This window comes from Pseudomonas sp. IAC-BECa141, assembly GCF_020544405.1.
In the GTDB taxonomy this organism is placed as follows: domain Bacteria; phylum Pseudomonadota; class Gammaproteobacteria; order Pseudomonadales; family Pseudomonadaceae; genus Aquipseudomonas.
Genome location: NZ_CP065410.1, coordinates 5883340 through 5897032, shown reverse-complemented (window position 1 = coordinate 5897032; position 13693 = coordinate 5883340). Strand labels below are relative to the sequence as shown.

General features: G+C 60.8%; 13 protein-coding genes. 11 read left to right on the top strand and 2 right to left on the bottom strand.

The window, feature by feature from the left end; all coding sequences use genetic code 11:
* The first annotated feature begins 83 nt into the window (after positions 1-83).
* From I5961_RS27080 to I5961_RS27060, 5 genes are read left to right on the top strand one after another with little or no spacing between them, the layout of a single operon-like run.
* Complete coding sequence (locus I5961_RS27080) at positions 84-1064, top strand: sulfonate ABC transporter substrate-binding protein (RefSeq protein WP_227233840.1); 981 nt, start codon at positions 84-86, stop codon at positions 1062-1064.
* A 25-nt stretch (positions 1065-1089) separates the two neighbouring features.
* A complete protein-coding gene (gene ssuD / locus I5961_RS27075; protein ID WP_011336452.1) occupies positions 1090-2238 on the top strand; it encodes an FMNH2-dependent alkanesulfonate monooxygenase in 1149 nt (382 codons plus the stop codon).
* A 9-nt stretch (positions 2239-2247) separates the two neighbouring features.
* Positions 2248-3030 (top strand): aliphatic sulfonate ABC transporter permease SsuC, encoded by a 783-nt coding sequence (gene ssuC / locus I5961_RS27070; protein WP_227233838.1) that lies wholly within the window; start codon positions 2248-2250, stop codon positions 3028-3030.
* Positions 3027-3833, top strand: coding sequence for an aliphatic sulfonates ABC transporter ATP-binding protein (gene ssuB, locus I5961_RS27065; protein ID WP_227233836.1), 807 nt, complete (start codon positions 3027-3029; stop codon positions 3831-3833). Before ssuC ends, ssuB begins: the two co-directional genes overlap by 4 nt.
* A gap of 27 nt (positions 3834-3860) precedes the next feature.
* Positions 3861-4076 (top strand): TOBE domain-containing protein, encoded by a 216-nt coding sequence (locus I5961_RS27060; RefSeq protein ID WP_065259896.1) that lies wholly within the window; start codon positions 3861-3863, stop codon positions 4074-4076.
* 177 nt (positions 4077-4253) lie between these two features.
* Here I5961_RS27060 and I5961_RS27055 read toward each other — a convergent pair whose 3' ends face one another.
* Positions 4254-4880, bottom strand: a complete 627-nt coding sequence (locus I5961_RS27055) for a TetR/AcrR family transcriptional regulator (RefSeq protein ID WP_227233834.1) — start codon at positions 4878-4880, stop codon at positions 4254-4256.
* 118 nt (positions 4881-4998) lie between these two features.
* The gene (locus tag I5961_RS27050; protein WP_085696926.1) at positions 4999-6375 is read right to left on the bottom strand and encodes a glutamine synthetase family protein; all 1377 of its coding nucleotides are present in this window, start codon (positions 6373-6375) and stop codon (positions 4999-5001) included.
* Between the two features lie 278 nt (positions 6376-6653).
* Here I5961_RS27050 and I5961_RS27045 point away from each other — a divergent pair, with 278 nt between their 5' ends.
* From I5961_RS27045 to I5961_RS27020, 6 genes are all read left to right on the top strand, one after another.
* On the top strand, positions 6654-7010 hold the full coding sequence (locus tag I5961_RS27045; protein WP_227233833.1) for a gamma-glutamyl-gamma-aminobutyrate hydrolase family protein: 357 nt from the start codon (positions 6654-6656) through the stop codon (positions 7008-7010).
* A gap of 94 nt (positions 7011-7104) precedes the next feature.
* A complete protein-coding gene (locus I5961_RS27040; RefSeq protein WP_085696928.1) occupies positions 7105-8463 on the top strand; it encodes a glutamine synthetase family protein in 1359 nt (452 codons plus the stop codon).
* Between the two features lie 56 nt (positions 8464-8519).
* On the top strand, positions 8520-9884 hold the full coding sequence (locus I5961_RS27035; protein ID WP_227233831.1) for an aspartate aminotransferase family protein: 1365 nt from the start codon (positions 8520-8522) through the stop codon (positions 9882-9884).
* A gap of 171 nt (positions 9885-10055) precedes the next feature.
* Positions 10056-11168 (top strand): polyamine ABC transporter substrate-binding protein, encoded by a 1113-nt coding sequence (locus tag I5961_RS27030; protein ID WP_085696930.1) that lies wholly within the window; start codon positions 10056-10058, stop codon positions 11166-11168.
* 187 nt (positions 11169-11355) lie between these two features.
* Positions 11356-12453, top strand: coding sequence for a polyamine ABC transporter substrate-binding protein (locus tag I5961_RS27025; RefSeq protein ID WP_085696931.1), 1098 nt, complete (start codon positions 11356-11358; stop codon positions 12451-12453).
* Positions 12454-12524: 71 nt separating this feature from the next.
* Positions 12525-13667, top strand: a complete 1143-nt coding sequence (locus I5961_RS27020; protein WP_085689847.1) for an ABC transporter ATP-binding protein — start codon at positions 12525-12527, stop codon at positions 13665-13667.
* Positions 13668-13693 lie beyond the last annotated feature (26 nt).

The following is a 13693-nucleotide window of genomic DNA, read 5'->3' as shown; positions in this document are numbered from 1 at the left end:
CGAAAGTTGAAGTACTGGCCTTACTCGCCCGCCAACGGGCAAGCAGGTGCAGCCAAAACCCAACAGCAAAAAAGGAGAGCGCTATGCGCACTGTATTTTTGCGTCGTGGTCTGGTCGCTCTGTTTGCTGCGGCTGTGTCCTTCGGCGCCATCACTCAAGCTCAAGCCGAGACGCTAAGAATCGGTTATCAGAAGTACGGCACCCTGGTGCTGCTCAAAGCCAAGGGCACCCTGGAAAAACGCCTCGCCGCCCAAGGCGTCGACGTGCAATGGACTGAATTCCCAGGCGGCCCGCAATTGCTGGAAGGCCTGAACGTCGGCTCGATCGACTTCGGTGTCACCGGCGAAACCCCGCCGGTCTTCGCCCAGGCAGCCGGTGCCGACCTGCTCTACGTGGCCTACGAGCCGCCAGCGCCGAACAGCGAAGCGATCCTCGTGCCGAAAGATTCACCGATCAAATCGGTGGCGGATCTCAAGGGCAAGAAAGTCGCCCTGAACAAAGGCTCCAACGTTCACTACCTGCTGGTGCGTGCGCTGGAAGACGCCGGCCTCAAGTACACCGACATTCAAACCGTATTCCTGCCGCCGGCCGATGCCCGCGCCGCGTTCGAACGTGGCAGCGTCGACGCCTGGGTCATCTGGGACCCCTACCAGGCTGCCGCCGAGAAACAGCTGCAAGCGCACACCCTGCGTGACGGCAAAGGCATCGTCGACAACCACCAGTTCTACCTGGCGACCAAACCCTATGCACAGAAAAATCCCGAGGTGATCAAGACCCTCGTGGACGAGGTGCGCGCCGTCGGCGAGTGGTCCAAAGCCAACCCGCAAGACGTCACCCAACAGGTGTCGCCGCTGCTCGGCCTGCCGGCAGACATCACCCTGACCTCGGTGAAACGCCAGGGCTACGGCGCGCTGTTCCTGACCCCGGAAGTGGTCGCCGCACAACAGAAAATCGCCGACACCTTCTACCAGCTCAAGCTGATTCCCAAGCCGCTGAGCATCAAGGACGTGATCTGGACCCCACCGGCCGCTGTGGCCCAAAGCTCGGCCACCCAGGCCCAGTAATTCGAATCCCCAAGGAGACCACTCCATGAGCCTCAACATCTTCTGGTTCCTGCCGACCCACGGCGACGGCCATTACCTTGGCACCGCCGAAGGCGCCCGCGCCGTCGACCACGGTTATCTGCAACAGGTCGCGCAAGCGGCGGATCGACTGGGTTTCGGCGGCGTGCTGATTCCCACCGGCCGTTCCTGCGAGGACTCGTGGCTGGTGGCGGCCTCGCTGATCCCGGTGACCCAGCGTCTGAAATTCCTCGTCGCCCTACGCCCCGGGATCATTTCCCCGACGGTGGCGGCGCGTCAGGCCGCGACTCTGGATCGTCTGTCCGGCGGCCGTGCGCTGTTCAACCTGGTGACCGGTGGCGATCCGGAAGAGTTGGCGGGTGACGGTCTGTTCCTCGATCACGAAGCGCGCTATCAGGCCTCGGTTGAATTCACCCGGATCTGGCGCCGTGTGCTGGAGGGCGAAACCGTGGATTACGACGGCGAGCACATCAGCGTGAAGGGCGCCAAATTGCTCTATCCGCCGATCCAGCAACCGCGTCCGCCACTGTACTTTGGCGGCTCGTCGGAAGCCGCGCAGGATCTGGCCGCCGAACAAGTGGAAATGGTGCTGACCTGGGGCGAGCCGCCCGCGGCAGTCGCCGAGAAGATCGAACAGGTTCGCGCCAAGGCTGCCAAGCTCGGCCGCACCGTACGCTTCGGCATCCGTCTGCATGTGATCGTGCGGGAAACCAACGCCGAAGCCTGGCAAGCGGCGGATCGTCTGATTTCTCATCTGGACGACGACACCATCAAGCGTGCCCAGGCCTCGCTGGCGCGGTTCGATTCGGTCGGTCAGCAACGCATGGCCGCGCTGCACGGCGGCAGCCGCGACAACCTCGAAGTCAGCCCGAACCTGTGGGCCGGCGTCGGTCTGGTGCGCGGCGGTGCCGGTACGGCGCTGGTCGGCGACGGCCCGACCGTGGCGGCACGGGTGAAGGAATACGCGGATCTGGGCATCGATACCTTCATCTTCTCCGGTTATCCACACCTCGAAGAATCCTATCGCGTGGCCGAGCTGTTGTTTCCGCACCTCGACGTCGAGCGCCCGGAACTGCCGAAAAGCGCCGGTTACGTCAGCCCGTTCGGCGAGATGGTGGCCAACGACATTCTTCCCAAAGCCGCGTCCCAGAGCTGAGGCGCTGCCATGAAGAAATTTATCCACAGCCTCGCGCTCTGGGCGTTGCCGGTGTTGTTGCTGGGGGTGTGGCAGTTGTCGGTGTCGGCAGGGTGGTTGTCGACGCGGATTCTGCCGGCACCGGTGGCGGTGATCGAAGCCGGCGTGAGTCTGGTGCGCAGCGGTGAAATCTGGACGCACCTGGCAATCAGCGGCTGGCGCGCCGCGCTGGGATTCACCATCGGTGGCAGCATCGGCCTGGTGCTGGGTTTCATCACCGGTCTGTCGAAGTGGGGCGAGCGTCTGCTCGACAGCTCGGTGCAGATGATCCGCAACGTGCCGCACCTGGCGCTGATTCCGCTGGTGATTCTGTGGTTCGGCATCGACGAGTCGGCGAAGATTTTTCTGGTGGCGTTGGGCACGTTGTTCCCGATCTACCTCAACACCTATCACGGCATCCGCAACGTCGATCCGGCGCTGGTGGAGATGGCGCGCAGTTATGGCCTGTCCGGTTTCAGCCTGTTCTGGCAGGTGATTCTGCCGGGCGCGCTGCCTTCGATTCTGGTCGGTGTGCGCTTCGCCCTTGGCTTCATGTGGCTGACGCTGATCGTGGCGGAAACCATTTCTGCCAGTTCCGGCATCGGTTACCTGGCGATGAACGCCCGGGAATTTTTGCAGACCGACGTGGTGGTGCTGGCGATTCTGCTGTACGCGGTGCTCGGCAAGCTGGCCGACCTCGCTGCCCGTGGCCTTGAGCGCGTCTGGCTGCGCTGGCATCCGGCGTATCAAGTGGCCAAAGGAGGTGCGGCATGACCGCTCAACAACCTCCACGCCTGCTGCGCGGGATTCCGCTGGCGGTGCGCAACCTGCGAAAGACCTTCGGCGCGCGGCAGGTGCTGCGAGACATCGATCTGCACATTCCGGCGGGGCAGTTCGTCGCTGTGGTCGGGCGCAGCGGATGCGGCAAAAGCACCTTGCTGCGCTTGCTGGCCGGCCTCGATCAACCCACCGGCGGCGATCTGCTGGCGGGTGCTGCACCGCTCAGCGATGCCCGGGATGACACCCGGCTGATGTTCCAGGAAGCGCGGCTGCTGCCGTGGAAAAAGATCATCGACAACGTCGGTCTCGGCCTCAAGGGCAACTGGCGTGCGCAAGCCTTGCAGGCGCTGGATGCAGTCGGTCTCGCCGATCGCGCCAATGAGTGGCCGGCGGCGCTGTCCGGCGGGCAGAAGCAGCGCGTGGCGCTGGCTCGGGCGCTGATTCATCAACCGCGTCTGTTGCTGCTCGACGAGCCGCTGGGTGCGCTGGATGCGCTGACCCGGATCGAGATGCAGCAACTGATCGAACGTCTCTGGCAACAACATGGTTTCACCGTGTTGCTGGTGACCCACGACGTCAGCGAAGCGGTGGCGATTGCCGACCGGGTGATTCTGATCGAGGACGGCGAAATCGGTCTCGATCTGCAAATAGAGCTGCCGCGCCCTCGGGTACGAGGCTCACATCGCCTGGCCGCGCTGGAAACCGAAGTACTCAATCGTGTGTTGTCCCTGCCCGGCGAGCCGCCGGCGCCGGAACCCGTTTCACCCTTGCCGACGCAACTGCGTTGGGCTCAATAACTCAAGCAAACGACAGGAATCAATGCCATGACTATCAAAGCCATCAACGTACGCAACCAGTTCAAAGGCTCGATCAAGGAGATCGTTCTCGGCGACGTGCTGTCGGAAATCGACGTGCAGACCGCTTCCGGCATCGTCACGTCGGTGATCACCACCCGTTCGGTCAAGGAACTTGAGCTGGAGGTCGGCAGCGAAGTGATCGCCTTCGTGAAATCCACCGAGGTGTCCATCGCCAAGTTGTAAGTCTGTGAGTAAAACACAACCCCGAAGGGTGTGAGCCCTTCGGGGTTTTTTATGGTCAGTGCGGTCGAGTGATCGTTCCCACGCTCCGCGTGGGAATGCAGCCCGTGACGCTCCGCGTCACTGGACGCGGAGCGTCCCCAGAGGCATTCCCACGCAGAGCGTGGGAACGATCATGTCTCAGCGTTTGGGCAGATAGGGCGGCAGATACAGCCCGATATAGGCATCGAACACCCGCATCCCTTCTTCGGCCATGCGCGGGGTGATCTGCCCATGCTGCTGCACCGAACGGGCGTAGACGCGGTCGCCCAGTTCCATGGCCAGCGCGAACACATCCACGTCATCCGGCAGGCGCGGCAGTTCGAAGTGATGATCGAACAGCTTGTGCATCAGGTCGCCGAGTTCGAGGTCGTGCTGGCGGTCGGCCTGGGTGACTTCGGTCAGACCGTGTTGCGCGAGGATCAGTTGCCGGGCGGCGGCATCCTCGCCGTAGATCTGCAGCATCCGCTCTTCGACCAGCCGCGACAGGTCACGCCAGTCGCGCAGGGCAGTGTGGTCGATCGGCGCTTGCAGGCAGGCGCGGAAGGCTGCGTGCACGTCCGCCGTCAGGGCTTCGAGCAGCGCCGGGACGCTGGCGAAGAAGTGGTAGACCGAGGAGGGCGGAATCTGCGCGCGCTCGGCCACGCTGTAGATCGACAGGCTCGCCACGCCCTCGGCGGCCAGCAGCGTGCGTGCGGCGTCGAGTATCGAATCGATCCGCGCCTGACTGCGGGCACGGGGTTTGCGGACGGGGGCGGGACGCGTCATGAAAGTCTCCTGCGGGGCAGCGGGCATTGTACGCAGAGCTTGAATCTCTGCCACAGAGGCCAATAAAAAAACGCCGCTGGCTGAGAAGCCAACGGCGTTTTCGTTTGCTGCAATCCGCTTAAACGGTGTGCAGGTACCAGTTGTACTCGAGGTCGGAGATGGAGTGTTCGAACTCCTCCAGCTCGCTCTCTTTACAGGCGACGAAGATATCGATGTATTTCGGATCGATGTACTTGGCCATCACCTCGCTGTCGTCCAGCTCGCGCAGGGCATCGCGCAAGTTGTTCGGCAGGCTCTGCTCGTTCTGCTCGTAGCTGTTGCCTTCGGTCGGGGCCGGTGGCTCGATCTTGTTGGTCAGACCGTGGTGCACGCCCGCCAGCACCGATGCCATCAGCAGGTACGGGTTGGCGTCGGCGCCGGCCACGCGGTGTTCCAGACGGACCGCGTCGGCGGAGCCGGTCGGTACGCGCAGGGCCACGGTGCGGTTATCCAGGCCCCAGCTCGGCGAGTTCGGCACGTAGAACTGTGCGCCGAAACGACGGTAGGAGTTGACGTTCGGGCAGAGGAAAGCCATCTGCGCGGGCAGGGTCTCGAGCACACCGCCGATCGCGTGACGCAGCGCGGCGTTCTGCTCGGGATCCTCGCTGGCAAAAATGTTTTTGCCTTGTTTGTCGAGAACCGAAATGTGGACGTGCAGACCGTTGCCTGCCTGGCCCGGGTACGGCTTGGCCATGAAAGTGGTGTCCATTTCATGGTCGTAGGCGATGTTCTTGATCAGACGCTTGAGCAGGACTGCGTAGTCGCACGCCTTGATCGGGTCGGCGACGTGGTGCAGGTTCACTTCGAACTGCGCCGGGGCACTTTCCTTGACGATGGCGTCGGCCGGGATACCTTGCTCTTTGGCACCTTCCAGAATGTCCTGGAGGCAGTCGACGTACTCGTCGAGGTCGTCGATCAGGTAGACCTGGGTCGAGTGCGGACGTTTGCCGGAGATCGGCGAGCGTGGCGGCTGAGGGCGGCCGTTCACGTTTTCCTGGTCGATCAGGTAGAACTCGAGTTCGAATGCGGCGCAGATGGTCAGGCCAAGCTCGTCAAACTTTGCAACAACTTGACGGAGCACTTCGCGCGGATCGGCGAAGAAAGGGTCACCTTCGAGTTCGTGCATGGTCATCAACAGTTGCGCGGTCGGGCGCTTCTGCCATGGCTCGTTGCACAGGGTATCGGGGATTGGATAGCAGATACGGTCGGCGTCGCCGATGTCCAGGCCCAGACCGGTGCTTTCCACCGTCGAACCATTGATATCCAGAGCAAATAGAGAGGCCGGCAGGTTGATGCCTTTCTCGTAAACCTTGTGGAGGCTGGTGCGTTCGATGCGCTTGCCGCGCACCACACCATTCATATCCGCAATCAGAAGGTCAACGTACAGAACCTCAGGATGTTCCTTAAGGAACGCGTTCGCTTCGTTAAGCTGAACGGCACGCGGGGGTACCGACATGATGCAACACCTTTGTTGTTAAAAATATCAATCATTGATCTTTTCTGGTTTCAGTCAACCCGAACGGCCTGCCGAAGTCAAGCGAGGCCTTTTCTGCCCTGAAAAAGCGCCACGAGGGCATTTATGGGGCACTTTGGGGCATTTTTTTATCCGTGAAGGACGCGCCACCCGCAGGCTTGAGCAGGCCGTGTTGTATTTTTTACGGGGGTGTTGTGTAAAAAAATGAACAAGGCTAAGCTCGGGTCAAACCCATAACAGCAATAATACCGGGGTGCTTCATGTCTCGCCTGCCGTTAATCGGCGTCACCGACTGCTCTTTGCAGTCCGGTCTGCATGCTTATCACATCAGTGGCGACACGTCCGTCCGCAGCACGGCCCGCAAGGCCTGCAACGTGCCAGCGATCTCCCTGCCCATGGCAGATCGAGCGGCAGCGTCCGATATTCCGGACGTGTGCGAGGGCATCCTCTTTAACGGTTCTACTTTCAATATAGATCTCTTTCCCGCTCCCGGCCTGCATCGCGTCCGTCGCCGTGCCCGTGATTCTGCACACCCGGAATGTGCACAGGAAATGCAACACCAGCGTAAAGGGCAGGTAAGCTCCTCCTTCATTGTCTATGCGCGGTGCCAGGCGTAAGCCGGCACTGCGCGCGAGCAAGGCCCTTTAACGCGACGCCTGGTGCGTCAAACATTGCCTGACATCTGTCAGGAGACTCAGCCCAGAGGCATTTATGAGTAACAACCTCGACCAGCTCACCGATTGGTTGAAAGACCACAAGATCACAGAAGTCGAATGCATGATCGGCGACTTGACCGGCATCACCCGGGGCAAGATCTCGCCGACCAACAAGTTCATCGCCGAAAAAGGCATGCGTCTGCCAGAGAGCGTTCTGTTGCAGACCGTGACCGGCGACTACGTCGAAGACGACATCTATTACGAACTGCTCGACCCGGCCGACATCGACATGATCTGCCGTCCCGACCAGAACGCCGTGTACCTGGTGCCATGGGCCATCGAGCCGACCGCCCAGGTGATCCACGACACTTACGACAAGCAAGGCAACCCGATCGAGCTGTCGCCGCGCAACGTCCTCAAAAAAGTCCTGAAACTCTATGCCGACAAGGGCTGGCAGCCGATCGTGGCGCCGGAAATGGAGTTCTACCTGACCAAGCGCAGCGACGACCCGGACTATCCATTGCAGCCGCCGGTCGGCCGTTCCGGACGTCCGGAGATCGGTCGCCAGTCGTTCTCCATCGAAGCGGCGAACGAATTCGATCCACTGTTCGAAGATGTCTACGACTGGTGCGAATTGCAGGAGCTGGACCTCGATACGCTGATCCACGAGGACGGCACGGCGCAGATGGAAATCAACTTCCGTCACGGCGATGCGTTGTCGCTGGCCGACCAGATTCTGGTGTTCAAGCGCACCATGCGTGAGGCTGCGCTGAAGCACAACGTGGCCGCGACCTTCATGGCCAAGCCGATGACCGGCGAGCCGGGCAGTGCGATGCACCTGCACCAGAGCATCGTCGACATCGAGACCGGCAAGAACGTGTTCTCCAATGACGACGGCACCATGAGCCAGCTGTTCCTGCACCACATCGGTGGCTTGCAGAAGCTGATCCCTGAATTGCTGCCGCTGTTCGCTCCGAACGTCAACTCGTTCCGCCGCTTCTTGCCGGACACCTCGGCGCCGGTGAACGTGGAGTGGGGCGAAGAAAACCGCACCGTGGGCCTGCGCGTCCCGGACGCCGGCCCGCAGAACCGTCGGGTGGAAAACCGTCTGCCGGGCGCGGACGCCAACCCGTACCTGGCGATTGCCGCAAGCCTGCTCTGCGGCTACATCGGCATGGTCGAAGGCATCAACCCGAGCGCGCCAGTCGTGGGCCGTGGTTACGAGCGCCGCAACCTGCGCCTGCCGCTGACCATCGAGGACGCCCTGGAGCGCATGGAAAACAGCGCGACCATCGAGAAATATCTGGGCAAGACCTTTATCACCGGCTACGTCGCGGTCAAGCGGGCCGAGCATGAAAACTTCAAGCGCGTGATCAGTTCCTGGGAGCGTGAATACCTGCTCTTCGCCGTCTGATACGCCGGGCGCGGTGGCCAGCCGCCGCGCCTTCACCGATAACAAGGAGAATTGGCATGACCAGCAACAACCCGCAAACCCGTGAGTGGCAAGCCCTCAGCAGCGATCACCACCTGGCCCCTTTCAGCGACTTCAAGCAGCTGAAAGAAAAGGGTCCACGGATCATCACCAACGCCAAGGGCGTGTACCTGTGGGACAGCGAGGGCAACAAGATCCTCGATGGCATGGCGGGTCTGTGGTGTGTGGCGATCGGTTATGGACGCGATGAGCTGGCCGATGCGGCCGCCAGACAAATGCGCGAACTGCCTTACTACAACCTGTTCTTCCAGACCGCGCACCCGCCGGCGCTGGAACTGGCCAAGGCCATCGCCGACGTGGCGCCGGAAGGCATGAACCACGTGTTCTTCACCGGTTCCGGCTCCGAAGGCAACGACACCATGCTGCGCATGGTTCGCCACTACTGGGCGATCAAGGGCCAGCCGAACAAGAAAGTCATCATCAGCCGCAAGAACGGCTACCACGGCTCCACCGTGGCCGGCGCGAGCCTGGGCGGCATGACCTACATGCATGAACAGGGCGACTTGCCGATTCCGGGCATCGTCCACATCGCCCAGCCGTACTGGTTTGCCGAAGGCGGCGACATGACCCCGGAAGAGTTCGGGATCTGGGCGGCCAATCAGCTGGAAGAGAAGATTCTCGAAGTCGGCGTGGACAACGTCGGTGCCTTCATTGCCGAGCCGATCCAGGGCGCCGGCGGCGTGATCATTCCGGCAGACACCTACTGGCCGCGCATCAAGGAAATCCTCGCCAAGTACGACATCCTGTTCGTGGCTGACGAAGTGATCTGCGGTTTCGGCCGTACCGGCGAATGGTTCGGCAGTGATTTCTACGACCTCAAGCCGCACATGATGACCATCGCCAAAGGCCTGACGTCCGGCTACATCCCGATGGGTGGCCTGATCGTGCGTGACGAAGTGGTGGCGGTGCTCAACGAGGGCGGCGATTTCAACCACGGCTTCACTTACTCCGGTCACCCGGTGGCGGCGGCGGTGGGTCTGGAAAACATCCGGATTCTGCGCGAAGAGAAAATCATCGAACGCGCCCACGAAGAAACGGCACCGTATTTGCAGAAACGTCTGCGCGAACTGAACGATCACCCGTTGGTGGGTGAAGTGCGCGGGGTCGGTCTGCTGGGGGCCATCGAGCTGGTGCAGGACAAGGCCACTCGCAAGCGTTACGAAGGCAAGGGTGTGGGCATGATCTGCCGCCAGTTCTGCTTCGACAACGGCCTGATCATGCGTGCCGTGGGCGACACCATGATCATCGCGCCGCCGCTGGTGATCAGCAAGGCGGAGATCGACGAGCTCGTTACAAAGGCACGCAAGTGCCTGGATCTGACCCTGAGTGCGTTGCAGGGCTAAGTGCTAGGCTCAGAGCGATGGAGCTGTTGCGAAGTCGCTCGGAACTGTCAGAAAGGCTGGTCTTTTCTTGAAAGACCGCCTCGGATCTTGCCAGACTAGTCGCGGTTCCAGTTGTCCGGGTTCGGCCGCTGAACAAAGTGGTTCAAAAAAGAAAATTTGGAGCATTAACGCATGAAGGCATTAGGCAAAAAGCTCGCTGGCAAGACTCTGCTCGCCATGTCCCTGATGGGCGTGATGGCGGGTGCGGTTCAGGCGGACGACAAGGTGTTGCACGTTTACAACTGGTCCGACTACATCGCGCCGGACACGGTTGCCAATTTCGAAAAAGAGACGGGCATCAAGGTCGTCTATGACGTTTTCGACAGCAACGAAACCCTGGAAGCCAAGCTGCTGGCCGGCAAGTCCGGTTACGACATCGTGGTGCCTTCCAACAACTTCCTGGCCAAGCAGATCAAGGCCGGCGTTTATCAGGAACTGGACAAGTCCAAGCTGACGAACTGGAAGAACCTCGACGAAGACCTGCTCAAGGCCGTTGGCGACGCCAGCGACCCGGGCAACAAGCACGCGTTCCCGTACATGTGGGGTTCGATCGGCATCGGTTACAACCCGGAGAAGGTCAAGGCCGCGCTGGGCATCGACAAGATCGATTCCTGGGACATCGTGTTCAAGCCTGAAAACATCGAGAAGCTGAAAAGCTGCGGCGTGAGCTTCCTCGACGCTCCGACCGAAATGATTCCGGCGGCTTTGCACTACCTGGGCAAACCGACCAACAGCAAAGACAAGGCTGACCTGAAAGCCGCCGAGGACCTGTTCCTCAAAGTGCGTCCTTCGATTGCCTACTTCCACTCCTCGAAGTACATCTCGGACCTGGCCAACGGCAACATCTGCGTGGCGGTCGGTTACTCGGGTGACCTGGAACAATCCAAGACCCGCGCCAAGGAAGCCGGTGACAAGGTCAAACTGGCCTACACCATTCCGAAAGAAGGTGCCGGTACTTTCTACGACATGGTCGCCATTCCCAAGGATGCCGAAAACGTCGAAGCCGCCTACAAGTTCATGAACTACCTGCTCGAGCCGAAAGTGATGGCCGAAATCACCAACGCCGTGCGTTTCCCGAACGGCAACAAGGCGGCCACGGCGCTGGTGGACAAGGAAATCACCAGCGATCCGAGCATCTACCCTTCGGCTGAAGTGAAGAAGCAGCTCTATGCGATCAGCGATCTGGACGCAGCCACCCTGCGTCTGATCACTCGCAGCTGGACCAAGATCAAATCCGGTAAATAAGCCGGTTTGAAGCAGTCATCGCTGGCCGTCGCCTTCATCCGGGCGGCCAGCGGTGCAATTAAATGACAGAAAGTTTTGCTGGAACGGTTTTTCGAAGGTAAGTTGCGCGCCGGTTTTGTTGCCGGGCAACCGTGACTGTCATGCAGCACGGGGCAACTTGGGCCCAACTAAATCAGAGGACCTCCACTTGCCTATTTTTTCTTCTTTGCGCAATGCCTTGCTGGCTGCCGCCGGCCTGACGTTCGCTGTCGGTGCCCAAGCCGCCGGTACTGTGCATATTTATAACTGGTCGGATTACATCGGCGAGACCACTCTGGCCGACTTCCAGAAAGAAACCGGGATCAAACCGGTCTACGACGTGTTCGACTCCAACGAAACCCTGGAAGGCAAGCTGCTCGCCGGGCGTACCGGTTACGACGTGGTCGTGCCGTCGAACCACTTCCTCGGCAAGCAGATCAAGGCGGGCGCGTTCCAGAAGCTCGACAAGGCGCAGTTGCCGAACTATTCCAATCTCGATCCGGTGCTGCTCAAGCGCCTGGAGCAGAACGATCCGGGCAACCTGTACGCCGTGCCGTACCTGTGGGGCACCAACGGCATCGGCTACAACGTCGACAAGGTCAAGGAAGTCCTCGGCGTCGACAAGATCGATTCCTGGAGCGTGCTGTTCGAGCCGGAGAACATCAAGAAGCTGCACAGCTGCGGCGTGGCGTTCCTCGATTCGGCCGATGAAATGATGCCGACCGTGCTCAACTACATGGGCCTGAACGCCAACAGCACCAATCCAAAGGATTACGAGAAGGCCACGGCCAAGTTGCTGGCGGTGCGTCCTTACGTGACCTACTTCCATTCTTCGAAATACATCGGCGACCTGGCCAACGGCGACATCTGCGTGGCCATCGGTTTCTCCGGCGACATTTTCCAGGCGAAGAACCGCGCCGAAGAAGCCAAGAAAGGCGTGAACATCGCCTACTCGATCCCGAAAGAAGGTGGCGCGCTGTGGTTCGACATGCTGGCGATTCCGAAGGATTCGGCCAACGTCAAAGAGGCCCACGCCTTCATCAACTATTTGCTGAAACCTGAGGTGATCGCCCAGGTCAGTGATTACGTCGGTTACGCCAACCCCAACCCGGGTTCGGACAAGCTGATGGAGCAGTCCATCCGCACCGACGAGTCGGTTTATCCACCGCAGGCCGTACTCGACAAGACCTACGTGTCGATCGAGCTGCCGCCGAACATTCAGCGTTTGATGACCCGCAGCTGGACCAAGGTCAAGTCGGGTAAATAGCTTCAACGTACAAACTATCCTGGGTTCGTCTTGCGTGGGCGAACTGCACTCTTTTTCTGGGAGTTTTGTAAATGGCAGTTGCCTCCGGCGCCTATAAGAAAGCCCTCGAGGGCGATCAGACACCGAAACAGGTGCTGGTCAAAATCGACCGGGTCACGAAGAAGTTCGACGAGACGGTTGCCGTGGACGATGTGTCCCTGGAAATCAAGAAGGGCGAGATATTCGCCCTGCTCGGCGGTTCGGGATCGGGCAAATCCACTCTGCTGCGGATGCTGGCAGGGTTCGAACGGCCCACGGAGGGGCGCATTTTCCTCGACGGCGTCGACATCACCGACATGCCGCCGTACGAGCGACCGATCAACATGATGTTCCAGTCGTACGCCTTGTTCCCGCACATGACCGTGGCGCAGAACATCGCGTTCGGCCTCAAGCAGGACAAGATCCCGGCAGCCGAGATCGACGCCCGCGTGGCCGAGATGCTCAAACTGGTGCAGATGAGCCAGTACGCCAAGCGCAAGCCGCACCAGTTGTCCGGCGGCCAGCGTCAGCGTGTGGCGCTGGCGCGTTCGCTGGCCAAGCGGCCGAAACTGCTGCTGCTCGACGAGCCGATGGGCGCACTGGACAAGAAACTGCGTTCGCAGATGCAGCTTGAGCTGGTGGAAATCATCGAGCGCGTCGGCGTGACCTGCGTGATGGTGACCCACGACCAGGAAGAGGCCATGACCATGGCCGAGCGCATCGCGATCATGCACCTGGGCTGGATCGCCCAGATCGGCAGCCCGATCGACATTTACGAAACCCCGACCAGCCGTCTGGTCTGCGAATTCATCGGCAACGTGAACATCTTCGAAGGCGAAGTGATCGACGACGCCGAAGGCCACGCGACCATCACCTGCAAGGACCTCGACCGGCAGATCTACGTCGGCCACGGCATCAGCACCTCGGTGCAGGACAAGTCCGTGACCTACGCGATCCGTCCGGAAAAACTGCTGGTCACCGCCGACCAGCCGACCTGCGAGTACAACTGGTCGAGCGGCAAGGTGCATGACATCGCCTACCTCGGCGGTCACTCGGTGTTCTACGTCGAGTTGCCGAGCGGCAAGCTGGTGCAGTCGTTCGTGGCCAACGCCGAGCGCCGTGGCGCACGTCCGACCTGGGGCGATCAGGTCTACGTGTGGTGGGAAGACGACAGCGGCGTGGTACTTCGCTCATGAACATGCGCAAATTCAAACGCCGGCTC

What these genes read in the sequence shown, in the direction of transcription:
- I5961_RS27080 (WP_227233840.1), top strand. Translation starts at nt 84, where the DNA reads ATGCGCACTGTATTTTTGCGTCGTGGTCTGGTCGCTCTGTTTGCTGCG.
- ssuD (WP_011336452.1), top strand. Translation starts at nt 1,090, where the DNA reads ATGAGCCTCAACATCTTCTGGTTCCTGCCGACCCACGGCGACGGCCAT.
- ssuC (WP_227233838.1), top strand. Translation starts at nt 2,248, where the DNA reads ATGAAGAAATTTATCCACAGCCTCGCGCTCTGGGCGTTGCCGGTGTTG.
- ssuB (WP_227233836.1), top strand. Translation starts at nt 3,027, where the DNA reads ATGACCGCTCAACAACCTCCACGCCTGCTGCGCGGGATTCCGCTGGCG.
- I5961_RS27060 (WP_065259896.1), top strand. Translation starts at nt 3,861, where the DNA reads ATGACTATCAAAGCCATCAACGTACGCAACCAGTTCAAAGGCTCGATC.
- I5961_RS27055 (WP_227233834.1), bottom strand. Translation starts at nt 4,880, where the DNA reads ATGACGCGTCCCGCCCCCGTCCGCAAACCCCGTGCCCGCAGTCAGGCG.
- I5961_RS27050 (WP_085696926.1), bottom strand. Translation starts at nt 6,375, where the DNA reads ATGTCGGTACCCCCGCGTGCCGTTCAGCTTAACGAAGCGAACGCGTTC.
- I5961_RS27045 (WP_227233833.1), top strand. Translation starts at nt 6,654, where the DNA reads ATGTCTCGCCTGCCGTTAATCGGCGTCACCGACTGCTCTTTGCAGTCC.
- I5961_RS27040 (WP_085696928.1), top strand. Translation starts at nt 7,105, where the DNA reads ATGAGTAACAACCTCGACCAGCTCACCGATTGGTTGAAAGACCACAAG.
- I5961_RS27035 (WP_227233831.1), top strand. Translation starts at nt 8,520, where the DNA reads ATGACCAGCAACAACCCGCAAACCCGTGAGTGGCAAGCCCTCAGCAGC.
- I5961_RS27030 (WP_085696930.1), top strand. Translation starts at nt 10,056, where the DNA reads ATGAAGGCATTAGGCAAAAAGCTCGCTGGCAAGACTCTGCTCGCCATG.
- I5961_RS27020 (WP_085689847.1), top strand. Translation starts at nt 12,525, where the DNA reads ATGGCAGTTGCCTCCGGCGCCTATAAGAAAGCCCTCGAGGGCGATCAG.